Source organism: Arthrobacter sp. CJ23 (assembly GCF_024741795.1).
Taxonomy (GTDB): Bacteria; Actinomycetota; Actinomycetes; order Actinomycetales; family Micrococcaceae; genus Arthrobacter.
On the sequence record NZ_CP102950.1, the window covers coordinates 1,099,689 to 1,124,510 of the forward strand.

Genomic DNA, 24,822 nt, shown 5'->3' on the forward strand with positions numbered 1-24,822 from the left:
CCCAACTTAAGGACCAGGCCAGTGGAACTCTCCGACATCATCCAAGCCTCCAACGGCGTTGAGGGCGAGATCGCCGCGAACGTCGGCCGGTGGAGCGAGCGCGTGTTGGCGCTGAGCCGCGCCATCCACGCCGACCCGGAGCTGTCGTTCGAGGAGGTCAGGGCAGCCGCCGCCATCACGGGGCTGCTCGAGGAGGCTGGCTTCGACGTCGAACGCGGAACTGCGGGCCTGCCGACCGCCTTCACGGCGACCGCGGGCAGCGGCGAGCTGGTGGTTGCGCTGTGCGTCGAGTACGACGCACTGCCCGACGTCGGGCATGCCTGCGGACACAACCTCATCGCCGGTGCCTCCGTGGCGGCAGCGCTGGCGCTCCTGCCGCTCGTGGACGAACTCGGCATCACCCTCAAGGCCATCGGCACCCCGGCCGAGGAGCACGGCGGCGGCAAGCAGCTGATGCTCGAACGCGGAGTGTTCGACGGCGTCGGGCTGGCCCTGATGGTCCACCCCGTCCAGGACGGACTCACCTACAACCCCACCGGCACCTCGGCCCAGGCCGTCGGCCGGTACCGCGCGACGTTCCACGGCCAGGCCTCGCACGCCGCGGCCGCCCCGCACCAGGGCGTCAATGCCGCCGACGCCGCCACCATCGCTCAGGTGGCCGTCGGCCTCCTGCGCCAGCAGATCCCGGGCGACCACCGCGTGGCCATGTACATCAAGGAAGCCGGCTACGCCACCAACATCATCCCGGACCTCGCCGTGGTCGAATTTGAGTGCCGGGCGTTCACGCTGGGTGAGTACCACGCCCTGCACCAGCGGGTCCGGAACTGCTTCGAGGCGGGCGCCCTGGCCACCGGGACCACGCTGGAGATCGAAGCCAGCGAACCCCTCTACGAACCCCTTCTCCAGAACGATGTCCTCGCCGGGCACTGGACCGATGCCATGGCCGCCTTCGGCTACGACGTCTCGCCGTCCCAGGGCCTCGGCGGTGGCTCCACCGACATGGGCAACATTTCCCAGGTCATCCCCAGCCTGCACCCGTGGCTGAGCATCCCGGGCGCCGATGTGCCTATTCACTCGCATAAATTCGCTGCCCTGGCCGACACACCCCAAGCCTACGGCGTGATGCTCGAAGGCGCAGTTGCCATGGCCTGGGCCGTGGCCGGTGTGGCCGCAAATCCCCAACAAAAGAAACAGTTCATCGCGGCAGCCCTCGCTTCTTCAGGAAACGCAGCTCCGTCAGGAACGGCAGGTCCGTCCGCGGCGAACGCAGCACAGTCTGCAGAAAACAAGGAAGGTGCCGCATGAGTACCAAGTCCCTTTCCCCAGGGCAGACCGTCGAGGCGCGCAAGACGCTGCCCATCGTCGCGCTGGCCCTGGCCATCGCCGTCGTCGTCCAGCTGATCGGGCAGTTCAAGCTCGATCTGGGCATCGGCGCGATCGTCGTGTTCCCCATGGTGTGGGGCCTCATCGCCGGCGTGCTCGTCTCCGTGCAGAAGTTCAAGCCGCTCGGCATTGACCTGCAGAAGATCGCCGCAGCCCTGGTGGGCGTCGCCGTCATGCTGCTCGTGGCACGGCTCGCCTTCAACATCGGCCCCAGCCTGCCCACACTCGTGAAGGCCGGCCCGGCCCTGCTCCTGCAGGAAGTCGGCCACCTGCTGGGCACTATCGTCCTGGCCCTTCCGCTGGCCGTGCTGCTGCGCATGGGCAAGTCCACCGTGGGTGCCACGTTCTCCCTGGACCGTGAGCCGTCCTTCGCCATGGTCAGCGAAAAGTACGGCCCGGACTCGGACCAGTACCGCGGCGTGCTCGCGATGTACGTCTTCGGCACGCTGTTCGGCGCCGTGTACATCACGCTGCTGACCTCGCTGATTTCCAATTGGGGCATCTTCGATCCGCTGGCCCTCGCCATGGGCGCCGGCGTCGGCTCGGGTTCCATGATGGCCGCCGCCGCAGGCAGCATCATCGCCGCCTACCCTGGAGACAAGGAAGCCATCCTGGGCATGGCCGCGGTCTCCAACCTGATCACCACCATCCTTGGCGTCTACGTCGGCATCTACATCGCACTGCCGCTGGCCGACAAGTTCTACCGCCTGCTGACGCGCAAGGAAGCCCGCAAGGAAGCCCTGGTTTCCGCGTCCGCCGAGGCGGGCACCGCTGAGGTCTCCGAGGCCGACGCCGCAACCGCCGCCGAAGCTGCCGAGGCCAACCGCCGCTTCCGCGAACAGGTGGCCGAGAGCTCCGCCGAGGTCAAGCTGCCGTTGTGGGTCTCCATGGGTGCATTGTCCTTGGTGGGCATGGCCACCGCGTCCGTCGCCGCGAAGGGCTTCAACTGGTCGATCGTGGGCGGCTACGCGGTGCTGGTAGGCCTGATCCTGGTGAGCATGTTCCTGGCCAAGGTCTCCCGGAAGATCTCCGCGATTGTGTGGGCGACCACCATCGGCGCCCTGGTTTCGAGCCCATGGTCGCCAGTGGGCGAGATGCTGGTCAAGCTGGTGGGTGCCGTGGACTTCCTGTCCATCGCCACCGTGGTGCTGACCTGCGCCGGCCTCTCGCTGGGCAAGGACATCCCCTTGCTGCGGCAGATCGGCTGGAAGATCATCCCGGTAGGACTGGTGGCCATTACGGCCTCGTTCATCCTGTCCGCCATCATCGCCGAGTTCGCGCTCGGTATGTGGAGCTAGTACTTCCGCACTAGCCTCAACGCACGGCCCTTTCAACGCACGACGCTAGCGCCCGGGTTCCCTTCGACAGGAACCCGGGCGCCGCATGTCGTTAACGGGGTCGCTACTGTCGCTCGCCCGGCGCCTCACCTCGGGCGTTCGCCGTCCGTCGGAACGATGGTGTTGGTCCTGAACTGGCATGACACTCATCGTCCATTTGTCGCGTTCCAGCGGACCTCGTGCCGGAGTTCAAGGTGACTCTTGATCGTTTCCCTCCACGTTGTAAACGGGCGTTGATAGCAGGTCTACCAAAGCGATCACATCGACGGGTGAGGATGTGTCTACTTTGACGGTCCGCCCTATGCCTAGTGGAACTGCATTTGTTGACCAATCAGCCCAGTCCCGCTCTGCGGTGATACCGGTCGGATGAATCTCGTGGCGTTGGCGGTCTATGTAACGTTTCCACGCCAGGCTGGCGGGGATTTCACACCAGACTTCAACGACCTCGGGACTACCTGATTGAGCTAAGCCGCCAGTTACAAAGCCAAGATCGCGTGGCCGGTACCACCACGATTCGACGATGACAGTGCCTGGAATCGCAGCGGCGACCTGCCACATGGTGTCTGAAGCGATCTGGCCAAGCCTGCCACTAGTTACCTGTCCCTGACTGATATCCGCGAGGAGTTCCTTGACTCTGTCTTTGGATACAACCGGCACACCTAGCTCCTCGCCGAGTTGTTCACTTAGAGTGCTTTTGCCCGCTCCGGGGAGACCATTTATGAGGATCACAGATTCAGCCACATTTCATTGTGCCGTTCACCGGACCGATGTTCATTTTGCGTTCGATTCCGGGACTCCCGGCCCACCAACCGAGCTGTCCATGGCTGGGGGCCAATTCGGGTTATCCACGGCTGGAAATTGGGGGCCGTTGCGTAGCTCCCTGGCCGCAGTAGCGGTGGGTTGCCCATGAGAATTGTCCCCCGTGGGCAGCGGAACGATGGCGCGCACTTCGCGGCAATTGACAGCAATAGGAGCGTCAGGTGTGGAAGTAGTGGTTTTGGCGGGGTTGTTGGCGGGGGTCGATGTGGGGCGGCGGGATGAACCAGGGCGCGCCGTTCCGTGGTTCGATGTGCCAGTTTTCCTTGTGGATCAGATGGTGGTGGTGGCTGCACAGGAGGGTGCCGTTGTGCGTGCTGGTGGGCCCGCCGTGTGACCAGTAGCTGATGTGGTGGGCTTCGCACCAGGGGGCGGGGATGGTGCAGCCGGGGAAGGCGCAGCCCTTGTCGCGGGCGGTGATGGCCTTGCGGATGTGGGGTGGGAAGATGCGGGAGGCGCGGCCGATGTCCAGGACCTGGCCTGCGCCGCCGAGGACGAGGGGGATGATGTCGGCGTCGCAGGCGAGTTGGCGGATGCTCCGGGCCGTGGCGGGGCCGGAGAACGCGAACGATCCCGTGCCCGTGACAGCACCCGGGCCGGCGCTGGTGCCGGTGACGGTCCCCGCACCGGGGCCAATCCTTGTGCCGGTACCCGTGCCGCTGTTTCTCTTCCTGCCTCTGTCCGTTTTGCTTCCGCCTCGGCGCGGGCCGGGGCCCGCTGAGAGGGGATCTCCGGTTCCGGCGTCCTCCGATGCGGTGCGGTGGTCCCGGAGTTCGGCCAGCAGGGTTTGGTAGTCGATGGTGACGAGGATTTGGGGGCGCAGTCCTCCCGTGGCCGGGAGGGTGCCGGTGGCGAGGGCGAGTTTGCAGGCGCCGACCAGGCCGTCGAGCAGTTTCTGGGCCCGGGAACGCCGGTCCAACGGGTACTGGCCGTCTGTCGGGTCGCTGCCGTCCGCGTCCCTGGCTGCCTCGTCACTGCTTGCCGCATCGCCCGTATCCGTCTGGCCGGTACCGGTGCCGGTGCGCGTGCGGGGGTTGGTGGCGGTGTTCATGACTGTGAGCAGCTGTTCGAACTGGTCCGTGGTGGCGAAGATTTCGAGGTGCTGGAGGCCGTGGCGTGGCTTGCGGAGGAACGCGCCTTGGCTGTGGCGGAGTTGTTCTTCGCTGGGTTCGGTGCCGTCCTGGTTGAGGGCCTCGGCCCAGCGGCGGCTGATGCGCGCCAGGAAGTCGGGGTCGTTCTCTGCTGCGGTGACCGTGAGGGCGTGTTCCATGCGGGCTGCCATGTCCGGGCTGGTGTAGGGCCGGACATGCTCCAGGGCCATGGTGATGGTGGTGGCAGAGCGGGTGCAGATGCTGCCGCGGGCCAGGGTCGCGGCGAGTTCCTCGCGGCGGGGCGGCATGGGCTGGCCGGCGAGCCCATGCCGGGGTAGGACCTCGGCGGCGAGGGCGAGCCGGCGGCGGGCTTCGGCGGCGCTGATCCGCAGCAGGGAGCGCAGGTACTCGCCGGTGTTCCGGAATTCCTGCGCGAACTCCCGCGCCGCCTCCGCGGCTCCGGACTCTGCATTGGAGGCCGCCGGATCCGTGGCCCTTCCGGTGCTCCCCTGGGTACTCCACCCGGTGGTCCAGCCAGTGCCCCGGCTGGCTGCCGTGGCAGGGGCCTCGGAGCAGGCGCGGTCCAGCTGCCCGGCCGCGACGATCTGCAGGTAGCCCAGCGTCCGGGAGAGCTCTTCCAACCTGGAGGCGAAGGAGACGGATTCCACCGGGTCGAGGCGGGCGACGTCGTCGGCTGCGGTGTCCGCCATGGCTTGCAGCTCTCCGAGCATGCCGTCCAGCACGCCGCCCGGCACGGTGGAAGCGGCGCCGGGCCCGCTGGCCTGGCGGCTGCTGAGCTGCACAAGTGCTTCCATGACTCAACTCTCCCAGTGGGGTCCGACAATATAGCGAGGGTCCCCGAATCGGGGTGGTCCCCCACGGCGTGACCCCGAGCACGATCACGGCCAATTTCACGCACGACGCCGACGCCCGGCTTCCTTCCGACAGGGACCCGGGCGTACGGGCTAACGGGCTGACCGTGTCGCCTCTGTCACGGACAACGAAGCTGCCACCTCTTGGCCTTTCCAGCTGCCCTTTTCGAAATCAGGTGCCACCTTTAGAGTCCCTGCAAGGGTAGACACTTGCGGGCAGCTTGGCGCCAGGTGCGTCGCTGTTGCGCACGATTGTTTGGAGCGCACGGTTCGCCTGCCAGCAGGTCGAATGGGTGATTTTTGTGCAGGTTGCCATCGGGCGAACCCTTCTTGGAAGAGTACGTGCGTGGCTCATATCCACACTTGGTAGCCCGCTCATAGCGGCGACCCAAGATTCACCTGAAGGTGTCGTCCAGGAACAAGCTATCGGAGCCAAAGTCTTGGTGCAATGGTGGTGAGTGTGTGGCACCATCCCAACCCGACTACCGCCGTCGGGCGCGAAGGGGCGACTACGCTCGGTTCCCCTGTTGAGCAGTAACCCCACCACCAGAGGCAGGTTCCTTCTGCCACGGCCAGCGACCGGTGATTTCCAGTTCCAGGGAGAAGCTGAGGAAGGTCCGGATGGCCACGATGATGGCGAGCACGCCCACGCTTTCGAAGGTGGGGGTGACGGCCACGGTGCGGATGATGTCGGCGGCCACCAGGAGTTCGAGGCCGAGCAGGATGGAGCGTCCCAGCAACTGGCGGTAGGCGCGGTAGACCGAGAGTTCTCCCAGGCCGGCGGCGCGCTTGGGCCGGTAGCCACGCAGCGCCATCGGAATCGACACCAGCGCCCCGAGCACCATCACGGCCACCCCGGCAAAGTCCATGTACCTGCCGACCGTCTCAATGATGTGCTGGAAATCCATGGTCCTCCCCAATCCTGCCGGCCCCCAACCCTGCAGCGCCGCCTGAACCTCCACCGTCTCACGAGAAAGGGTGTGGAGCACGGATTCCGTACTCCACACCCTTTGAATGTAATCAGGGAACTGCCGCCGCAGTTCCGCCGCTACGGCGCGGGGATCGGGAAGAAGACCCGCGGATCCTGGAGCAGCGCCGGGTAGTCGAACTCGGAACGGTCCATGATCCTGGTGACCTCGAAGTCGCGGCCGAAGCGGCCGTCGTCGAGCGTGATGGGCCGGCCCTGGATCTTGCCCAGCGCAAAGCGGGCGCCGCCGTCGATCGGGACGAGGACCGTGGTGTTGCCGGGGAGGGTGCGGAAGGCCTCGTCCTGGCGCTGGCGGTTGCGGGTGGGCTTCTTCACCAGCTTCTTGGGGGCCTTGCGGGCACCCTTGGCGGCCGGGCGCCGGTGCTTTTCCTCGGCGTAGACGAATTCGTAGTTGTCGGCCGTGGCATCGGAGTCGCCGGAAGCGGCAGGCTTGGCCTTGCCGGGTGCGGGCATGCCAACCTTGTCGATCTTTTCGGGCTCGACGTCGCCCACCGGGGCGCGCAGGACCCACACGAAATCGTCCTGGGGGTCCTCGGGCACGAATTCGTGGTGGGGCTCGGGCCACAGGAATTCCAGGTCCGTGGGGGTGCCGGCGAAGGCCTCCCCGTAGAACTGCGGGTCCTTCTGGAGCAGCTTGGAGCGCTGGCTCAGGTGGAAGTCCGGGTCTCCCAGCCACGGCGGCATGGGGATCTTGTCCGCGTAGTCCGGGTGCGCGGCCTGCGGAGCGAACTCCTTGATGCTCTCCCGGGTGTTGTCCGGGTTGCCGCGGGCGATCCACTCGTCGGCCATGGCCAGGGCGTACATGGTGAGCGCGGGGACGTAGCCCATCCACATGCGGATGACGGGGTGCGACTGCCGGCCGTACTCCGGGATCACCAGCGCACGAAGTGTCTGCAGCGCTTCGACGCGCTGCTTGCCGAGCCTGGTGGTGTCCAGGGCGGCGGCGCTTTGCTGGAAATCGGGGTATGGGAGGTAAGTCTGCATCCTCTCAGTCTGACGCCCCGCGCGCCGTGTGCCAATTGCGTTGCCCGCCTGCGGGTGGAGACTTCCCCCACAGCCGGCTTGGATCTCCTCAAACACGGCCGTATTTGGTCCTACGCTGGACGGGTGGAAACTTTTGGCGAAACGACGACGACGGCGGCACCCCCGGTTGCCGAACTGCACCTGCACATTGAGGGGACGCTTCAGCCCGAGCTGATTTTCGCTCTTGCCGAGCGAAACGGGATTGAGCTGCCCTACGCGGACCTGGACGAGCTGCGGGCCAAGTACGAGTTCACGGACCTGCAGTCGTTCCTGGACCTGTACTACGCCAACATGGCCGTGCTCCGGACTGAGGAGGACTTCGCGGACATGACCCGGGCGTACCTGGCCCGGGCAGCCGCCGGCGGGGTGCACCATGTGGAGGTCATGATGGACCCGCAGGCGCACGTCTCGCGCGGGGTCGCGTTGGAGACCTGCGTGAACGGCGTCGCTTCCGCGCTCGCGACGTCGGTGGAGGAGTTCGGCGTTTCGACGCTCCTGATTGCCGCATTCCTGCGGGATCTGTCCGAGGAGTCCGCGCTGGAGGTCCTGGAGCAGCTGATCGCCATGAAGGCCCCGATCGCGGGGATCGGGCTCGACTCGGCCGAGGTGGGCAATCCGCCGTCGAAGTTCGAGCGCCTGTACCGCCGTGCGGCCGAGGCCGGGCTGCGCCGGATCGCGCACGCGGGCGAGGAAGGCCCGGCCGCCTACATCACCGAGGCGCTGGACCTCCTTGGTGCGGAACGCATCGACCACGGCATCCGCTGCATGGAGGACCCCGCCGTGGTGGAACGGCTGGTGGCGGAGCAGGTGCCGCTGACCGTGTGCCCGCTGTCCAATGTGCGGCTGCGCGCCGTGGACACCCTGGCCGATCACCCGCTGCCGGCCATGCTGGCCGCCGGGCTCAACGTCAGCGTCAACTCGGACGACCCCGCGTACTTCGGCGGCTACGTGGACGACAACTTCGAGCAGCTCCTGGCCGTGCATGGCTTCTCCGTGGCTGAGCAGGCCACGCTCGCGGCCAACTCGATCCGGTCCTCGTTCGCCGACGAGGCGCGGAAGGCTGAGTTGCTGGTGGCTGTGGAGGAGTGGGCGAGGGGGTCACTCTAGAACGGCTGTCATGAAGCCAAAACCTGGGAGAGGCACCTGGGCAAGTCGGATTCAGTGTCGGGCTTCCCTCGTGGACGTCTAGGTTATCGACGACCGGCAGTTGCCAGTAGCCTTTCAAAAGACTGGAAAGCTAGATGTTCGCAGAGCCTTGAGGCTTCGGTCGGATGTCAACAGGCGAATTGGGGACCAATGGAATTGCTCTATGTAACTGAGTTTGAAACTACTTGCGAGTTGCCTGAAATCACTGAGGACCTCTACCAGCATGTCCTTGGTGCACTAGAAAAGTGGCTCAACAATGGTGGACAAGGTCCTGCGGTTGCTGACTTCGCTGTTGATGGAAGTCTGGAAATCGCTGCGCATGAGTCCTGGGGCCGAAGGAATCCGGACAGATTTCTGACGTGGGAGGCACTGGCCGCTGGCGAAAGTCGAGCATTGAGGCTGCAAATTGTTCAAGCACTTGAAACGGGTGCCGAAGCCTCATTGGTTACGCGCTGTACTGTCTCGAGTGTGCCCTCAGGTGTGTTGGTCCGAATCAGTTTGGCACGCGAAGAGTCTTCCGGACGATTGTCGCCTTTGGCAGCAACCTCGATATTCCAGCCGGGTCTTGTGCGGATCTTGCTTGACGATCCGCAGATTATTGTGCGGTCATCAGGGCAGCGCCTCGACTCGAGGTACTTGCAGGTACGGACTCCTGATGACGTCGTTGTTTGGTCAGAGGCTCTTCAAGACCGGAAGCGCCTTCCGATTATTCTCGTCCATCCGCGGAGTGATGAGACTTGGACGTTGGCGGCGACACTGGCAAGGAAATTGATCGGCCTTGCGCGAGTCGCAACTGTCAACTTCCGCACGGCACAATCATTGCGCGCCCTGAACCCCAGCGTGGCAGTGCCATTTGGTGGTGCCCTGCTGATTTGGTCGGACTGCACGTTGAAGGGACCAGCATGGACACAGAATGTCATTGACAGCCGGACCGCCCCGGTAATTCTGCAAGAGGCCATGCGCCACTTGGCCGCGGTCTCAGCACTGGTCCGCGGGTCCGATGCTGGCTGGCGGAAGACGCGTGCCGCCGTGGACAAGATCGCCTCGGCAGAACTTGAGGGCAGACTAAATGTAGCCCGGTCCACTGGCAACAAGGCTGACGAGTTAGCTGCACTGAATGAAACGATCAAGAAGTTGCAGGCTGACGTGGAGACGTGGCGTGGGCTGACGGAGGCCGAAGAGCTTCGTGCCAACAGCCTTGAGCAAGACGCAGAATCTGCTCGAAGGTATCAGGAGGAGGCCAGTTACTGGCGGGAGCAGTACACGTCACTTGTCGCCGATGACTCAATTGAAGTGACGGATCCATGGACTGTCATTCCGATGCTCCTGTCAGGTGAGAATCCTTCTGATGTTTTCCGCGCAATTGAAGATGCTTCGGAAGGTCATATTGCTTTCACTGCTGCAGCTATGTCTTCTTGGCGCAGTATCGACTATCCGGATCCCACCGACATGACAGACAAGGTCGTTCGGCTAGCACGCGCAGCGCAGGACCTGTACACCGGCACTTCGGATGGTATGGGTCATCTCGACAAGTGGTTCAAGACCAACTTCGAGCTCAACGTCGCCATGAAAGACCAGACCATCTCTCAGGGTCGGAAGCTTCGATCGTTTGAGTTTGAAGGTGAGGTCTATTCACAAGAACCGCACGTGAAGGTTCGCGACGGTGTCAAGCCCAATGAGGTTGGACGGATCTATTTCGATCTGGACAAACCGAAGCAACGAATCGTCGTCAATCACGTCGGGCTAAAGCTGTATGGGATCTAGCGGTAATCGATCCTGTGTGGGCATCGACTACAGTCGAGCGGGCACCAATCCGAGACCCCACCATCGCTTCCCGCTCCTCACGAGTCATAGTTGGTCACGACACACGGTGTTAACCATTTCTAGTCGCGCAAATTAACATTTCGTTGGCAGACTGCTGAGGGAGGCATCACCTTTTGAAGGAGAACTATGGGCGCGAACACCGCTGAGAACACCAACCTTCGGCTGCAGGCCGTACTCGAGATCCTGGCCGAGGGGGTGTGGTCCGGTGATTCGCTGAACGCGGGTGAGGTGCTGGCGCAGGCCATCGACCGGATCCCGTTCAACACCCACGAAGCCGAGCTGCTCAGCGGCGGGGTTCCCCGCGGCCACAAGACGCTCACCACCGCCTCGGCCAAGCTGGTCAAGGCCGGTTGGCTGGTCAAGGGCCGCTCGGGCTGGACCATCCCGGATGACGGCCTCCGCGCCACGGTCGCCTTCGCCAACGTGGATGCCTTCGCGGAAGCGCTCGACGCCGGCACTCCCGTGCCGTCCGACGTCGCCGTGCCGACGGCCCCGCCGAAGAAGGCCGCCGCACCCAAGCGCGCTGCCGCGCCGAAGAAGGCCGCCGCTGCCAAGACAGCCACTGCAAAGACGGCTGCTCCCAAGGCCGCTGCCGCCGCCAAGGCCGCACCGAAGAAGACGACCACCCGGAAGGCGCCTGCCAAGGCTGCCCCGGCTCCCGCCGTCGAGCTCTTGCCCCAGCCTGACGCCGTTGCGATCGCCGGCGACTTCAACGTCCTGCTGGGTGCCCCGGAGGACTGGGCGCCGCAGTATGACGAGGCCCAGATGGCGTTCGACGCCAAGGCCCAGCTGTGGACGCTGACCGCCGAGCTGCCGGCCGGTTTCTACACGTACAAGATCGCGCTCAACCGCGCGTGGGACGAGAACTACGGTGCGTTCGGCGTGCTGGACGGTGCCAACCACGAGCTCCAGCACGGCGGCGGCAAGGTCACCTTCACGTACAACCACGCCACGCGGGACATCGTCACCGCGTAGCCGTTTCTCCAAGTTTTCTCCAAGTCCAGATTTGGACTTGGAGAAAACTTGGAGTCGAGCACGCCAGCGGTTCAAGGCAGCGCCAAGGCAGCCTCTCGGCATACCGTGGAAGCATGGCCGAGTTCGCAGATTCAGACCCCGGTGAAGCCGTCCGCCTGACAGTACGGGTGCATGGCATGGTCCAAGGTGTCGGCTTCCGTTATTGGACCGCCCGGCGGGCCCAGGAACTGGCGCTGACCGGCACCGTCCGGAACGTCGACGACGGCTCGGTCGCTTTGGTTGCCGAGGGTCCGCGCGCTGTGGTGCAGGAGCTGCTGGATTGGCTCGAGTCACCCCGCGCACCCGGACGCGTGGCCCGCGTGGAGCACGCCCTGGAAGCCGCCACGGGCGAGTTTGGGGACTTCCAGATTGTCTCGATGCGGGGGTGGTAGCTGGCCGATCGTTATGACCACTAACGGTTCGGCGCCAATCACTTCGATGGAGGATCCCAAGGCACCAGACCGCGCCACACTTAAGGGACCGGTTTCGTCCCAAGGAGGGTGGCATGCGCAGGTCAGCATCGTCCAGCGTCGCGGTTCCCGCGGCATTTCTCTTCGCCTTGCTGCTCGCCGGATGCGCCCAGCAGGCTGGGCCGCCGGCGTCGACGTCGGGCAGTCCCGCCACCTCCACAACCTCAGCCACGCCCAGCCCTACCGCCACGGCGTCGGTCTGGATGAAATACACGACGATGGACGGCACGCTCACCTTCGACCTTCCTGCGGCGTGGGACGTCACTGAGCCCGCAGGGGAGCTGGCTGAAGGCGGCGGCACCTTTGCGGAGATCAGTAACGCAGCCGGGAAGACACTGGCCTCCCTCCGGACCAACATGGCCACCGGCTCCACGTGCATTGACCGCTATCCGTACGAAGTCCTGGAGTCGCAGGAGCTGACGGCTCTGGCACAGAACGGCGCGGCTCCCCGGTACGTGTTCGAGACCCGCGGCAATGCAACCACGCCCGGGCCGGCGGACACCCCGGCGGCGGCCTACGGCATAACGTCCGTCCCGGCGCCCACGGGAGACTCGGCGTGCTACATGTTCCACTTCTTCACCTGGCCGCCCAACGCTGCCATGTTCGGGGCGTTCTACAACCCCGAGAACAACGTGACGCCCGGAGACGCTTCCCTGCCGTACCTGGAGAACGCCAAGCTGTACATGGACACCCCCGAGTACCGGGACATCAAGCGGATGATCACGTCGCTACGGCCGGCGAGCTAGACAGGCCGCCGCTCTCGGTAGAGTTTCGTCCATGGCTACCCCGGTGTGTGTTCGCTACGCGCGCGTCGAGGATGCTGCCGAGATGGCGCGCGTGAATGTGTTGTCGTGGCGTGAGACGTACCGCGGGGTGATGGCGGACCACGTTCTCGACGACCCGGAATTGCCCGCCACCCGGGAGCGGTTCTGGACTGCCATGCTCAGCGATGAGCGCTACCGCGCGAACAGCGTCGCCGTGGCTGAGCGCGACGGCGGCATGATCGGGATCGCGATGGCGGGGCCCACGCAGAGCCCCGAGTTGGAGTGGGGCACCCATCTGTACGTGCTGTACGTGGTCGCGGCTGAGCATGGGACGGGCGCCGGGGCCGCCCTCCTGGACACCGTCGTCGGCCCGCACGATTCGGCGGCACTCTGGGTGGCCGATCCGAATCCACGGGCGCAGGCGTTCTACCGCAAGCACGGGTTCGTGGCGGACGGGACCGTGAATGTGGACGACGGTGTGCGCGAGATCCGCATGGTGCGTTCAGCGCATCCTGGCGAGCAGCCAGACCGTCCGCGGAATCGGCCAGAGGATCGCCAGGACGAGCACCGGCACCAGTGAAACGCCGACGTCGGGAAACTGGCGGATGATCACGAACAGGTGGGTGTCGAACCGGGCAGGGGCATAAACCAGGCACAGCCACAGGGCGAAGCCGTCGAGAGCGAGGGCCGCGGCGCCACAGGCCAGGGGAATCCACCGCTTCCGGGACGTGGCACGCCGCCGCAGCAGGAAGCGGAGCGCCAACCCCAGGCTCAGCAGCTCCGCCAACAGCAGCGTCATGGCCACCGCCCAGCTGTAGCGCTGCAGCCAGTCCTCGAACACCACGGCAGGCACCGGGGCGTGCCCGTGGAGGATCCGCAGGACGTTGGTGTCGATGGCCTTGAGCCGCGACGGGGCGGCGGTGTCGTTGCCGTTGATGACCAGGGCCACGCCGAGGCCCGCCGAGGGAACCATGGCGAGGTACGTGTGGCTGTTGCCCCATTCGCCCTGATGTTCCAGGAGCAGCGGCAACTCCTCGTCCGGGATGGGCGGGGCTGCAGGATCGGCGGACTCCACGAGTGGCCGGGTGAACCACCCCATGGCGTACCGCTTGGATCCTTCCACCTGCACCAGCGGCTCGATCATCGCCTCCACGCTCCCGGGCTGGAGGATCCGGGCGTCACGGTACCGTCCGCCGTCGAGCAGTGCCGTCAGCTCATGGCCCAGGTCCTCGGCCGAGGCGTACAGGGTGGAGGAGGGCATGCCGGTGGTGGGTGCGGGCACGTCCGTCTGGCGCCAGAACGAGCCGAACCACAGGGAATAGCCGGCGGCGGCGTTGTCCGCGAGTGCGGCAGCCCGCGTCGGATGCGAGTGCGTCATCTCCAGCGGCCCGAAGACGTGCTGTTCCAGGTAGTCGCCGAACGGCTGGCCGGACACCGTCTGCACCAGCAGGCCCAGGATGTTGAAGTTGGCGCTGGCGTAGTGGAAGGCCTCGCCCGGTTCGCGAGCCAGCGGTGCGCCTGACAGGGCGCGGACCCCTTGTTCGAGGGCCTCCGGGCCCTGCGCGTCGGAGGCCTCGAACGCCGTGTCCTTGGACGCCATGCCGCTGGCCTGGTGGAGCAGGTGGCGGACCGTGATGGCGTGCGAGCGGTCGTCGTCCAAGGTGAACCATGGCAGGTACGTCTGCACCGGCTCATCCAGCCGCAGCCGGCCGGCCTCCACCTGCTGCATCACGGCGATGGCCGTGAGGGACTTGCTGGTGGAGGCCAGCAGCACCGGCGTCTGGGCGGTCAGCGGCCGCCCGGACTCGTCCGCGCGGCCGAACGCGGCGGAGTGCACCTGGACGCCGTCACGGACGACGGCGATGGCGGCGCCCGGTATCCCCAGGGATTCGAGTTGCTCCCGCAGGAAGGCATCCACCGCTTGATATGTCTGCTCGGGATTGGCGGGCCCTGTGGGCGGCGGGCCGGCGCTGGCTGCCAGCACACCGCCGCCGGAGATGACAGCCGCCAGGAGGCACAGCAGGAGGCAGCGCGCTGACCAGGAAATAGTTCGCATGCCCGCACCTGCACTTCGGCCGACCGTCCCTTTCACGGTATGGCCTGGCTGCCACGTAAACAATGCACGCGGCAGAGCGGCGGAGCACGACGGCGGTGCCTGGCTTGGGTGCCGGCGGTGCGTGTCGATGATGGTGAAGATCATGAACATTCCGGAGATAGCCGCGAATGTTCATGATCTTCACCATTTGAGCCCTATGCCTGCTATGGTGAATATATGGAACATTCGGTTGAAACTCCGTTCTTCCGCGCCATGGACTCAAAATCCTTTGGAGCTTCGGTCCGTAGCGCCCGTCAGGAGAGGAAGCTGACGCAGAGTGGCTTGGCCGAGCTCATCAACGCGAGCCGCCACACCATCGTCCGTCTGGAGCAGGGTGAGAACGTGTCGTTGGAAACGGCCATCGCGGCCGTGCGGGCCCTTGAGCGGGACATCGCCCTTATTCCGCGGTTCTCACGTTTGGACGTCAAGAGGTGACGCGGAACGAGCGGCTGGGGGTCTGGCTGCATGGACGGCGGATTGCCTGGCTCACAGGAACGTCGTTACGTCCGCGGCTTGAATACCTCCCGGACCTTGTGGCTGAGTATGGTGCCGGCGCGGCACTGCTCTCGCTGTCCTTGCCGTTGCAGTCCAAAGCCATCAATGGTCCGGCAGTCCTGAACTTTTTCGACGGCCTCCTCCCCGAAGGTCAGGTGCGTGCGCACCTTGCCGAGCTGCACGGGGTCGCGTCCACGGACATCAAAGCGTTGCTCGCTGCAGTGGGGGCTGACTGTGCCGGCGCAGTGCAAGTCCTTCCCGACGGCGTGGATCCCGAGGAGTCGGGGGAACTGCTGCCGATGACCGAGCAGGAGGTCGTGGCCGCCGTCGAGTCCCTCCCCACATGGGACCTCCCCGAGGACTTCGCCATCACCACGTCCCTTGGCGGCATCCAGTCCAAGATCCTGTTGTCCCAAAGCCTGTCCAGCGGCGATAGCCGCTGGTATTGGCCGGCCCGGGGTGCCGCCTCCACGCACATCATCAAACCCGACCCGCTTGATTCACCCATTCCGGACCTGCTGGCGGCCGAACATTGGGCGCTGGAGTTGGCCAGGGCGGCAGGACTCCGTGCGGCACGGACGCGGATGGAAAGATTCGGCAGCCGGGACGCCCTGGTCGTGGAACGCTATGACCGGACCGAGGACCACCGGAGGATTCACCAGGAAGACTTTACGCAGCTTCTGGGGATTGCTTCCGCGGCCAAATATGATCAGTCGACTGCGGCGCCGTCACGCCTGGCGCAGGTGGCCGCGATTGCTTCGACGCACGCCCGGGATGCTGAGGCCTTCAAGATTGAGTTGTTGAAGGCTGTGGCTTTCAACGTCCTGATCGGCAACGGTGATGCCCATTCCAAGAACTACTCCGTGCTGATCCGGGAGACGGGGGAGGTACTGTTGGCGCCACTGTACGACGCCGCCCCTACGCTGCTGCTTTACGCGCGCAGCTCCAACGCGGGGCACTCAGTGGCGGGTCAGGCCCGGCTGAACTACATCACCCTGGACCATCTTGTCCGGGAGGCCGGCAGCTGGGGAATGGGCGGCGAAAAAGCCCTCTCTTCTGTGACGGGCCTGCTTGTTGCGGCGGCGGAGGCCCGTACTTCGGTTCCTGAGCAGCTCGCGCACCTGCCCGCCCTGCTGGCCGCCCGCGCAGAGGACCTCATTGCCGGCCGCGCGGCACGCAGGCAGCTGTGACCGGCCTCAGGTGACACCCGCCGCCGGGCGGGGGAGCACGACGGCGGAGCACGACGACGGCGCCCGGCTTAAGCCCCGGCCCTCAGGTGTACAGCAGCGAGCCCGGGGTGGTGAGCTTTTGGCCGGTTTCCAGCCAGGTCTTCAGGCCGGAGAGGATCATCGGCCAGCCGCCGTAGAGTTCGTCGTTGGCGCCTTCGCGGAGCTGATCGTGCGTGACGGTGAGGTGGCAGGAATCGCCCACCTGCTCGATCTCCCACGTGACGCGGCTGGTGCCCTCGGCCGTGACCGCCTCGTCCCACAGGGCCCGCATGGTCTGCACCAGCCGGCGCGGGGGATCCACCTCCACGTTTTCACCCTCGCCCAGGACCATGCCGTTGGCCTTGGGGTTGTGCATCTCGTAGTGGCCGCCCGGCGTCCAGTCCGCGGTGTGGGTGTTGCCGAACTGGTACTTGCTGCGGATGTCGCTGTCCGTGATGGCTTCCCAGAGCAGTTCCGGGGTGGTCTTGATGTAGATTTCGAAGATCTTTTCCATGGGACTTTCCAATCTGGATTTGAGGTCGCTGAGGGCAGCGGCCCATGGTTCTGCGTACTTGCTCACCCAGCGGTCGTGGACGAGCCTGATGGGTACCGGATTCAGGAAGTGGAGCTTTTCACGCCCCCGACGGCGGGTGACCACCAGTCCGGCTTCCTCAAGGATCCTGAGGTGCTTCATGATCCCGAAGCGGGTCATGCTGAACCGTGCTTCGAGCGCGCTCAGCGTTTGCCCGTCCTCGCGGAAAAGCTCATCGAGCAGTTCCCTGCGGGTGGGGTCGGAGAGTGCCTTGAAGACGGCGTCCATGGGATCAGAATAGGTGACTGTTTAGTCACATGTAAAGGGTTTTCAGGGGTTGGGGAACATCCATCGGCCATCCTGTGTTTAGGATGCCCAGAGGAACGTAACAGGGAAGTTGCTCCGGAGAGGACCGAATGGACCACATGCTCATCAGCCACAACACCGAGCGGGAACGCTTTGAACTGCTGGAGGCCGGCCGCGTGATCGGCAAGGCCGCGTACAAGGATTGGGACGGCGGTGCGTCCGCCCCTGCCGAGGGAGCCGTTCAGCAGCGGATTTTCTACCACACGGTCATCAACGAGGAATATGGCGGACAGGGCCTGGCCGGGAAGCTCGCCGCCGAGGCCCTCGACCAGACCATCGCCGCGGGCCTGAAGATGGTTCCGGTGTGCCCCTTCATCAAGAAGTTCGTGGCCAAGCACCCGGAATACGAGGCGCACGTGGTCAGGCCAAGCCAGGCCCACCTCAGCTTCCTGGACGAGGCCTTGAACAGCTCCGCCAAGGTCTGAGCCAGCGCCGCGCGATCCTCAGGAGCGGGGCACGCTCTCTTTGATCGCCGCCTCGAATGCCGGCAGGCTGCGTTCGATCATGTCCTCATTCGCGGTCAGGGAGATGCGGAAGAAGCCGGGCGTTTCGAACATGACGCCCGGGAGTACCAGGACATCCCGGTGTACGAGTGATTCGGCGAACGCCACGTCGTCGGGGATCGGGGACGGGACGTAGAGGTAGAACGCTCCTTCCGGCTGCCACATGCGGTAGCCCATGTTGCCCAGCGCCTCGACCAGCCGGTCCCGGCGGCTCTGCAGCCGGCCGATATCAATGGAGAACTTCTCCAGTTCGGGAAGGGCGTGCTGCAGCAGTGCGTTCGGGTACACCCAGCCCATAGCCACCTGCAGGCTGTTGATGGCCGGGCGCATCTCATCCCGGCGAGGCATGGTGGGCGGCAGCGCCAGGTATCCGATCCGCTCACCAGGGGAGAGGTGGGTTTTGCCGTAGGAGTATGCCAGGAGTGTGTAGGGATAAAACTCCACCGGGCTGTGGAAGCGCAGGCCGTCGTAGACGATCCGGTTGTAGGGCTCGTCCGAGACGAGGTAGATGCGCCTGCCGATCCGGGCCGAGGCGGCTTCCAGCAATTCCGCCAACCGCAGAAGCAGCTCGGGCGGGTAGATCCGTCCCGTGGGATTGTTGGGTGTATTGACGATCACCACCTTGGTGCGTTCGGTGATGGCGGCGTCGATGCCGGCGAGGTCGAGGTCGAACGTGGCGGTGTTGATGGTTACCTTCACGGGCACGAGTCCGGCCTCGAGGATGAGCGGCTCGTACAGGAACCAAGGCGGCAGGCTGAAGATGACCTCGTCGCCGGGATCCGCCACGGTCTTCAGCGCCAAGGCGATTGCCGCGAAGCCCCCGGTGGTGAGGTAGATATCCTCCGGCTGGAACGGTACATCCAACAGGTGCCCAAGGGATTCCGCTGCCGCTTCTCGGGCGGGTTCGCCGTTGGTCTGGTAAGCGAACCACTGATCATTTTGAGGGGTCAGGGCGTCCCGCAGCGTGGTGACGTAGCGCTCGTCCGGCATCTGGTGCGGGTTGCCAAACGTGAAGTCGCAAGCGGACACCTCCCTGCGGGTGCCATTTTCGTTGATAAAGCGCTCGATCCTCAGGAAATTGGGGATGGACGCCAGGCGCGCTGCGCGGGCGGACACCGGCGGCGCCGTATCGACTGCGGCATCCGGAGCGGCCATATCTGTTGATTCGTCCATTTCAGCGTTCCTCCGCGTGGAATCGGATGGGCAGCACGCTGCTGAGCCAGTGGAGGCTGCGTTGGGACCAATTGTTGACGGACACAAGGGTGAAGTAAAGATGGCGGCGGCCAGCGTTTCCGCCAAGGTCTGAGCCCGTCCGGGCCCCGCACCACGGTCCCTTGTCCGGGCCCGAACCCGATGTACCAGGGCTCTAACCCCGCAGCGCCGCCCCGTCGAACACCAGCTTCACGGCATTCCGGACGCGCTCCCGCGTTGCTTCCCCGGACCCGGCTTCGGGCGCCCGCACCACGAACTGGTAGTAGTACAGGCCGTTGATGAGGTCGATCATGGCCTCCACGTCCACGGCCGGATCGATTTCGCCGGCCTCGATGCCGCGTCGGATTTCGTCCGCGATCGGTTCCCGGCGCCGGGATACGTGGCGGTTCCAGGACAGTGCCCGGAGCTGATCGTTCTCCAGGCCCATGGCCACGCGCTTCTTCACCAACGTCCCCACCCGGCCGTCGACGGCCACAGACGCTTCCTCATAGGTGTTCAGAATGGTTTCCAGGCTCGTGGCGCCGCGTCTGAGTTCGATGCCGGAACGCACGCTGTCCAGGGAGGCCGCGAGTAGTTCCTCACGGCTGCTCCAGCGACGATAGAGCGCAGCCCGGCTCACGCCTGACCGTTCCGTTATCGCCGAAATAGTCACGTCCCGCGTGTCCCGCTCCAGGAGCAGATCCACGGCAGCGGACAGCACGGTGGTCTCCAGGGAGGTGTCGCGGGGCCTTCCGGGGCGGCGGTCTGCCTCAGGCATCGGCAGCCACCAGTCGCTCACGCAGCCGGGCGATGGTCGCGTCCGAAAGGCCGGCCTGGAGCACCGGTTCCAGGACACTTCCATGGCGCTCAATCAGAATCCGTTGCATGGCATCCATCGACGCCGCATGCGCGCCCATCATCGCCCCGTGGTCAGCCCCTTCGCCGATCACCGTCTCGGGCATCAGCCCGCCCATGATCGCCCGGAGCCGCGGGAACAGCCGCGGCAAGCGCGTTGCGGTCACGGCATAGTCGGCGGAAATGGTCTCCTGCGAGGCACCGAGGGCAGAGAGTACGACGGCGGCGAACACCCCTGTGCGGTCCTTGCCTGCCGCGCAATGGAAGACGGTAGCGCCGTCCGCCATGGCCACGAGCGTCATGCCCAGCGCGAGCTGCCGGGCCTGGGTTTCGAGCAGCTTCGCATACCAGGAACCCACCTGTGCGGGGGTGGCGGAGGAGGACATGAGCTCCTGGCTGATGTCCTCCGGGGCGGCCACGGAAGCCGTGAGGGCGAGGTGGTGGTAGTTGACGCCGGGAACCGTGAGCGGCCCACGCCCGGTGAAGAGGGCCTCCTCCGGTGAGCGCAGATCGATCACGGACGTGACGCCGTCGTGGATCATTTGTTGGGCGAAATCGGCAGGCATGACGGAGACGTCGTCGCTGCGCAGCAGCACGCCGGGGCGGGTCACGCCGCCGTCGACGGGGAGGCCGCCGAGGTCGCGGAGGTTGACGGGGGCGAGGTCGATAGTCTGAAGATCCATGGGATTCCTAGCTGAGTTTGGCGCGGATGAAGGCGCTGACGCGGTCGATGATGCTGACCAGGACGATGATGCTGATGATGATGGCGCAGAGGTGCCCGTAGTCGTACATGCGCATGGCAGTGGTGAGTTCCAGGCCGATGCCGCCCGCACCCACGAGGCCCAGGATGGTGGCGCCGCGAACGTTGCCCTCGAAGAGCAGGAGGGTGTAGCTGACCAGCAGTGGAGCCGCCTGCGGGAGGACCGCGTAGCCGATGATCTGCCGCTTGTTGGCGCCGACGGCGGTGAGCGCTTCCACGGGTCCGGGCTGCACGGATTCCATGGCCTCGGCGTAGACCTTGCCGATGGAGCCCACTGAGCCCAGCACGATCGCCAGGATGCCGGCGAACGGTCCAAGGCCCACGGCGGAGACGAACATCAGGGCGTAGATGAGCTCGGGGATGGAGCGCAGCACGTTCAGAACAGCCCGGCAGCCCGTGTAGACCCAGCGCGGGGCAATGTTGCTGGCCGCGCCGAAGCTCAGCAACAGCGATGCCAGTGCGCCAAGCACCGTGCCAACCACCGCCATCTGCAGCGTCTCGACGAGGAGCTTGACGATGATGCCGAACTTGTCGAACGTGGGCGGGAGCAGGCGGCCCAGGAAGTTGCCCATGTTCGGGATGCCGCTCAGCAGCTTGTCCGGGTTAAATCCGGCGCCCATGCCGGCCCACACGAGGACCACGGCCACCAGCACCCACAGCAGGGCGCCCCGCGGTGTGGGGAGGCTGAACGGACGGGAGAGGCGCAGGCGGTCGGCCTCGGGGAGCGTGGTGTCGATCTGCTTGCCAGTTTCTGCAGGCGCCGCGGTGTCAGTTTTCAAGGAGCTCGGTGTCTGTGCCATAGATCTGGTGCACCTCCTCTTCGGTGATGTTGGCGGCGGGGCCGGAGAAGACGATCTCGCCGGAGTGCAGGCCCAGGACACGGTCTGCGTAGCGGCGGGCAAGCCCCACTACGTGCAGGCTGACGATCACGGGGATCTGTTCTTCCCGCGCGATGTCGCGGAGGAGGCCGAGGATGTTGCCGGCGAGCCGCGGGTCAAGGGAGGCGACGGGTTCGTCGGCCAGGATGAGTCGGGGCTGCTGCATCAGGGCGCGGGCGATCGCGACGCGCTGCTGTTCGCCTCCGCTGAGGCTCCGGCAGGGCTGCTTGGCCTTGTGGGCCAGGCCCACGCGGTCCAGGAGTTCCAGGGCCTTTGCGCGCTGGGTGCCGCTGAAGGTCCCCAGCATGTTGATGGGTCCTGCGGAGTGCAGGCCGCCCGTGAGCACGTTGGTGAGCGCGGTGAGGCGCGGCACCAGGTTGAAGTGCTGGAAGACATGCCCGACGTCGGAACGCAGCTCCCGCAGGCCGCCGGCCGTTTGGGTGGAGACCTCGCGGCCGGCCACCTCCAGTGTGTCCGCCGTGAACGGGGCGATGCCGGTGAGGGTCTTCATGAGGGTCGACTTGCCGGACCCCGAGTGGCCCAGCAGCGCCACGACTTCGCCCGGGTATGCGTCCAGGTCCACGCTGTTGAGGGCGATCTGCTGGCCGTACTGCACGCGCAGCTTGCGGGCACGGACGGTGGGCGCGCCCGCCTGGGCGAGTGCCGCCGTCGTTCGCTTCTCCAAAGCGGAGACGCTCACCGGAGGTCCTTGAGGTCCACGCCGATGGACTGGGCCACGTCAACCAGGGGGGCGTAAGTGCTGAACTCGGGGTCCTTGGCGGGCTCGCCCTTGAGGCCGAAGGTCTTCACGAGCTTCGCGTTGCCGGCCATGAGGGCGGGGAGCTTGGCTTTGAGGGCTTCGCGTGCCTGCTCGTCGAGGCCCTTGCGGACCACGATGGAGATGCCCACCGGGATGGGATCGGACTTGGCGATGATGGTGACGTCGTCTTCCTTGATGACGCCCTTCTGGACGAAGGTGGGGTAGAGCTGGCGGGCGGTGCAGGCCACGTCCACGCTGCCGTTGGCCATGGCCAGCACGGCGGAGTCGTGCGAGCCGGCGAAGGTGCTCTTGTAATCGGTGCCGTCGGTGAGGCCGGCCTTCTTGAAGAGGGATTTGGGCATGAAGTAGCCGGTGGTGGAGCCGGGGTCCACGAACGCGATCTGGTGGCCCTTCAGGTCGGCGGCGGTCTTGATACCGCTGTCCTTCTTGGCCAGGCAGAAGCTGGCGGGCTCGGAGCTGGCGCCCCACACCAGGAGGGGATCCACGCTGTCTGTCTTGTAGGCGAGGGCGGCGGAGAACTGGCTGAGCACGGCGACATCCACGGAGCCGTTGCGGACGGCTTCCACGACGCCCAGGTAGTCGGCGGGCTGGAGGTTGGTCACGGTGCGGCCGGAGGCTTCGCCCACCATGTGGGAGAGGTCGGTCATGATGGCCTGCTCCTCGGGGTCGTCCGTGCCCGGGGGAGTGGCGAAGACGAGTTCCGTCTTGCTTTGGTTTGCGGTGGACGCGTTGGCGTCGCTGGAGCAGCCGGCCAGGGCTCCGGTGAGTGCTACCAGGCCGATGAGTGAAGTTGCGATGATGCCTGCACGAGCATGCATGGTGGTGCCTTCCGTCATGTTGGGGGTGACGGAATTACGAAACCACCGGTATCTGAATCGGAATTACGAGACTGCCGTACTTGGAATGGCGGGAAGGTTAACTGTTGATGCGCGGGGTGGTGGAGAGTAGACAGGGTCCATGAGCACAGCCGGGCGTGGACGCGCGCTGTTGGTGGTTGGAGCCGCGGTGCGTCGGGGGCGGAACGATCATGTTTGAAGACTTCTTCGATGACCTCGAAAAGGAATTCGAAAGCCGGGTAGTAGGAGCCACGCTGGACGCGGGCTTCGACGCGTTAGGGATCACGCCCAAGAAGGACTCCAAACCCGCGGTCGACCTGAAACCGGTGCTGGATGCCCTGACGGAAATCATGGCCCAGGGATCCAGGCTGCTCGAGGTTTTGCAGCGGCCCACTGAAACAGCAGGCAATGAACTATGCCAACGGGCGGCAACAGCGCTGTTTCATGGCTGGTACGGCGATTCCCTGCGGGATGCCGTTGCGAGCGTTGAACAGTATCCGTACCGGGCCACGCCGTACCTGATCGGGGCACTTGCCGCCTTGAAATTGGGAAACACTTCCCACTCGATGAAGCTCCTCGTGCAGTGCGTGAAGTATTCGGCCAACGGGGAACGGGAGGTAGGTGCGGTCGCTGCGTTGCTCGGTGCGGGATTGGCCAGTACCGCACAGCTGCCTCAGTTCAGCATCCATTTGCTGGAACTCTCGGACCAGATCACCGAGCATTCCTGCCCGCCCGTGGTTGCCGCCCTTGCATCGTTCACGCCTGACCCGGAGCGGGACAGCCGGTTGCTGGGGCTCTGGTGGGCAGAGGTGGGCAGCGAGGCCAAGGCTGAAATAGCGGCCAGCTGGAGCGGGAGAATCGCAGCCGTTCCCTCAGCAAGCGCGGCGCCATACGCGGATGCTGGGAGCCGCTTCAGAGCTGATGCTTCGGCGATCGTCCTGACGATCGCCCAGCTGTCGAATGCCCGGAGCAATCTCCTGGCGCAGGTGGAGCGGCTGGAGAGGGCCGTAGGACAAGCCGTGCCGGAGAACGATGCACTCGATTCAGTTCTGAAACAGCGATACGGAGTCAAGGCCCCGGTCTATACGAGCCACAGCCTCAAGAAGACGTTGCTGTCGCTCATCGCCTTCGACAACCCTGCGGTCCGGACAGAGCGGATGTTCGTGTACCGAGGGGCAGCGGACGTGGAAGACCTTCGGCGATCATTCCGCATGATCCGGAAGGCGGCCAACTTGCTCATGGATCTTGTGAATCTGGGAATGGAATCGCCCACCACACGGACCCAACTGATCAGCGATTGGTCTGTACTCGGCGATCCGTCCAAGCAGCTCCTGTACAAGCTCTGCAGACCGGGTGCGGCCAGCATGTGGCCCGGCTGGCACGCGGAAGCAGGGAAGGTACTCCAATTTCATTTCCGGTATTCCGAGCTGTTGGGCGAGGTTGCCAAATACACGAGCGAAGACAAGCTGGACGCCGTCGTGGCGGCCACGCTGAACTACGAAGCAATCACTGGCGGCCTGCCAAGACTCAGTCCCATGTCCCTTCCCGTTAGCCCCTGGCTACCGCGCATTGGGGCCTGAGCGGACCGCTTTCG

24 protein-coding genes are annotated in these 24,822 nt (G+C 65.3%); 12 read left to right on the forward strand and 12 right to left on the reverse strand.

Annotation, left to right across the window (positions count from 1 at the left end; genetic code table 11):
• Positions 1–21 precede the first annotated feature (21 nt).
• Positions 22–1,305, forward strand: a complete 1,284-nt coding sequence (locus NVV90_RS04985) for a M20 family metallopeptidase (RefSeq protein WP_258440086.1) — start codon at positions 22–24, stop codon at positions 1,303–1,305.
• A complete protein-coding gene (locus tag NVV90_RS04990; RefSeq protein ID WP_258440087.1) occupies positions 1,302–2,681 on the forward strand; it encodes a DUF3100 domain-containing protein in 1,380 nt (459 codons plus the stop codon). Before NVV90_RS04985 ends, NVV90_RS04990 begins: the two co-directional genes overlap by 4 nt.
• Positions 2,682–2,909: 228 nt before the next feature.
• On the opposite strand, the gene NVV90_RS04995 is transcribed toward NVV90_RS04990, so the two are convergent.
• The 4 genes from NVV90_RS04995 to NVV90_RS05010 all read right to left on the reverse strand — a co-directional run bounded on the left by NVV90_RS04995 (position 2,910) and on the right by NVV90_RS05010 (position 7,471).
• Positions 2,910–3,461, reverse strand: coding sequence for an ATP-binding protein (locus NVV90_RS04995; RefSeq protein WP_258440088.1), 552 nt, complete (start codon positions 3,459–3,461; stop codon positions 2,910–2,912).
• 235 nt (positions 3,462–3,696) lie between these two features.
• Positions 3,697–5,442: an HNH endonuclease signature motif containing protein gene (locus NVV90_RS05000; protein ID WP_258440089.1), complete on the reverse strand. Its 1,746-nt coding sequence runs from the start codon at positions 5,440–5,442 to the stop codon at positions 3,697–3,699.
• Between the two features lie 566 nt (positions 5,443–6,008).
• Positions 6,009–6,407 carry a DUF1622 domain-containing protein gene (locus NVV90_RS05005; protein WP_258440090.1) on the reverse strand — a complete coding sequence of 133 codons (399 nt, stop codon included), beginning with the start codon at positions 6,405–6,407 and terminating at the stop codon, positions 6,009–6,011.
• A 140-nt stretch (positions 6,408–6,547) separates the two neighbouring features.
• Positions 6,548–7,471, reverse strand: coding sequence for an MSMEG_6728 family protein (locus NVV90_RS05010; protein WP_258440091.1), 924 nt, complete (start codon positions 7,469–7,471; stop codon positions 6,548–6,550).
• A gap of 123 nt (positions 7,472–7,594) precedes the next feature.
• Here NVV90_RS05010 and NVV90_RS05015 point away from each other — a divergent pair, with 123 nt between their 5' ends.
• The 6 genes from NVV90_RS05015 (at position 7,595) to NVV90_RS05040 (ending at position 13,308) form a co-directional block, all read left to right on the forward strand.
• Entirely contained in the window at positions 7,595–8,617 is a 1,023-nt protein-coding gene (locus tag NVV90_RS05015) for an adenosine deaminase (RefSeq protein WP_258440092.1), read from the forward strand.
• A 189-nt stretch (positions 8,618–8,806) separates the two neighbouring features.
• Positions 8,807–10,420, forward strand: a complete 1,614-nt coding sequence (locus NVV90_RS05020; RefSeq protein ID WP_258440093.1) for a hypothetical protein — start codon at positions 8,807–8,809, stop codon at positions 10,418–10,420.
• Between the two features lie 186 nt (positions 10,421–10,606).
• Positions 10,607–11,455, forward strand: a complete 849-nt coding sequence (locus NVV90_RS05025) for a glycosidase (RefSeq protein ID WP_258440094.1) — start codon at positions 10,607–10,609, stop codon at positions 11,453–11,455.
• Positions 11,456–11,568: 113 nt separating this feature from the next.
• Complete coding sequence (locus NVV90_RS05030) at positions 11,569–11,886, forward strand: acylphosphatase (protein ID WP_258440095.1); 318 nt, start codon at positions 11,569–11,571, stop codon at positions 11,884–11,886.
• A gap of 113 nt (positions 11,887–11,999) precedes the next feature.
• Complete coding sequence (locus tag NVV90_RS05035; protein ID WP_258440096.1) at positions 12,000–12,710, forward strand: hypothetical protein; 711 nt, start codon at positions 12,000–12,002, stop codon at positions 12,708–12,710.
• A gap of 31 nt (positions 12,711–12,741) precedes the next feature.
• On the forward strand, positions 12,742–13,308 hold the full coding sequence (locus NVV90_RS05040) for a GNAT family N-acetyltransferase (protein ID WP_258440098.1): 567 nt from the start codon (positions 12,742–12,744) through the stop codon (positions 13,306–13,308).
• Here NVV90_RS05040 and NVV90_RS05045 read toward each other — a convergent pair.
• Positions 13,231–14,784 carry a serine hydrolase gene (locus NVV90_RS05045; RefSeq protein WP_258440099.1) on the reverse strand — a complete coding sequence of 518 codons (1,554 nt, stop codon included), beginning with the start codon at positions 14,782–14,784 and terminating at the stop codon, positions 13,231–13,233. The genes NVV90_RS05040 and NVV90_RS05045 overlap by 78 nt on opposite strands.
• A gap of 216 nt (positions 14,785–15,000) precedes the next feature.
• On the opposite strand from NVV90_RS05045, the gene NVV90_RS05050 reads away from it, so the two are divergent.
• Together NVV90_RS05050 and NVV90_RS05055 are read left to right on the forward strand one after the other, a co-directional pair.
• A complete protein-coding gene (locus NVV90_RS05050) occupies positions 15,001–15,258 on the forward strand; it encodes a helix-turn-helix transcriptional regulator (RefSeq protein ID WP_258440100.1) in 258 nt (85 codons plus the stop codon).
• The gene (locus tag NVV90_RS05055) at positions 15,255–16,508 is read left to right on the forward strand and encodes a type II toxin-antitoxin system HipA family toxin (protein ID WP_258440101.1); all 1,254 of its coding nucleotides are present in this window, start codon (positions 15,255–15,257) and stop codon (positions 16,506–16,508) included. The genes NVV90_RS05050 and NVV90_RS05055 overlap by 4 nt, the downstream gene beginning before the upstream one ends.
• Before the next feature lie 82 nt (positions 16,509–16,590).
• Here the strand turns inward: NVV90_RS05055 and NVV90_RS05060 are convergent, their stop codons facing one another.
• A complete protein-coding gene (locus NVV90_RS05060; RefSeq protein WP_258440102.1) occupies positions 16,591–17,346 on the reverse strand; it encodes a metalloregulator ArsR/SmtB family transcription factor in 756 nt (251 codons plus the stop codon).
• A 128-nt stretch (positions 17,347–17,474) separates the two neighbouring features.
• Between NVV90_RS05060 and NVV90_RS05065 the strand changes: the two genes are divergently transcribed.
• A complete protein-coding gene (locus tag NVV90_RS05065; protein ID WP_258440103.1) occupies positions 17,475–17,849 on the forward strand; it encodes a GNAT family N-acetyltransferase in 375 nt (124 codons plus the stop codon).
• Positions 17,850–17,867: 18 nt separating this feature from the next.
• On the opposite strand, the gene NVV90_RS05070 is transcribed toward NVV90_RS05065, so the two are convergent.
• The 6 genes from NVV90_RS05070 to phnD form a co-directional block, all read right to left on the reverse strand.
• The gene (locus NVV90_RS05070) at positions 17,868–19,100 is read right to left on the reverse strand and encodes an aminotransferase class I/II-fold pyridoxal phosphate-dependent enzyme (protein WP_258440104.1); all 1,233 of its coding nucleotides are present in this window, start codon (positions 19,098–19,100) and stop codon (positions 17,868–17,870) included.
• Positions 19,101–19,293: 193 nt separating this feature from the next.
• Complete coding sequence (locus NVV90_RS05075; protein ID WP_258440105.1) at positions 19,294–19,896, reverse strand: TetR/AcrR family transcriptional regulator; 603 nt, start codon at positions 19,894–19,896, stop codon at positions 19,294–19,296.
• Positions 19,889–20,656: a tyrosine-protein phosphatase gene (locus NVV90_RS05080; protein ID WP_258440106.1), complete on the reverse strand. Its 768-nt coding sequence runs from the start codon at positions 20,654–20,656 to the stop codon at positions 19,889–19,891. The genes NVV90_RS05075 and NVV90_RS05080 overlap by 8 nt, the downstream gene beginning before the upstream one ends.
• A gap of 7 nt (positions 20,657–20,663) precedes the next feature.
• The gene (phnE, locus tag NVV90_RS05085; protein WP_258440107.1) at positions 20,664–21,512 is read right to left on the reverse strand and encodes a phosphonate ABC transporter, permease protein PhnE; all 849 of its coding nucleotides are present in this window, start codon (positions 21,510–21,512) and stop codon (positions 20,664–20,666) included.
• Positions 21,502–22,311: a phosphonate ABC transporter ATP-binding protein gene (gene phnC, locus NVV90_RS05090; protein WP_258440108.1), complete on the reverse strand. Its 810-nt coding sequence runs from the start codon at positions 22,309–22,311 to the stop codon at positions 21,502–21,504. Before phnC ends, phnE begins: the two co-directional genes overlap by 11 nt.
• Positions 22,308–23,210 carry a phosphate/phosphite/phosphonate ABC transporter substrate-binding protein gene (gene phnD, locus NVV90_RS05095; protein ID WP_258440109.1) on the reverse strand — a complete coding sequence of 301 codons (903 nt, stop codon included), beginning with the start codon at positions 23,208–23,210 and terminating at the stop codon, positions 22,308–22,310. Before phnD ends, phnC begins: the two co-directional genes overlap by 4 nt.
• Before the next feature lie 209 nt (positions 23,211–23,419).
• On the opposite strand from phnD, the gene NVV90_RS05100 reads away from it, so the two are divergent.
• Positions 23,420–24,808, forward strand: coding sequence for a hypothetical protein (locus NVV90_RS05100; protein ID WP_258440110.1), 1,389 nt, complete (start codon positions 23,420–23,422; stop codon positions 24,806–24,808).
• Positions 24,809–24,822: the final 14 nt, after the last annotated feature.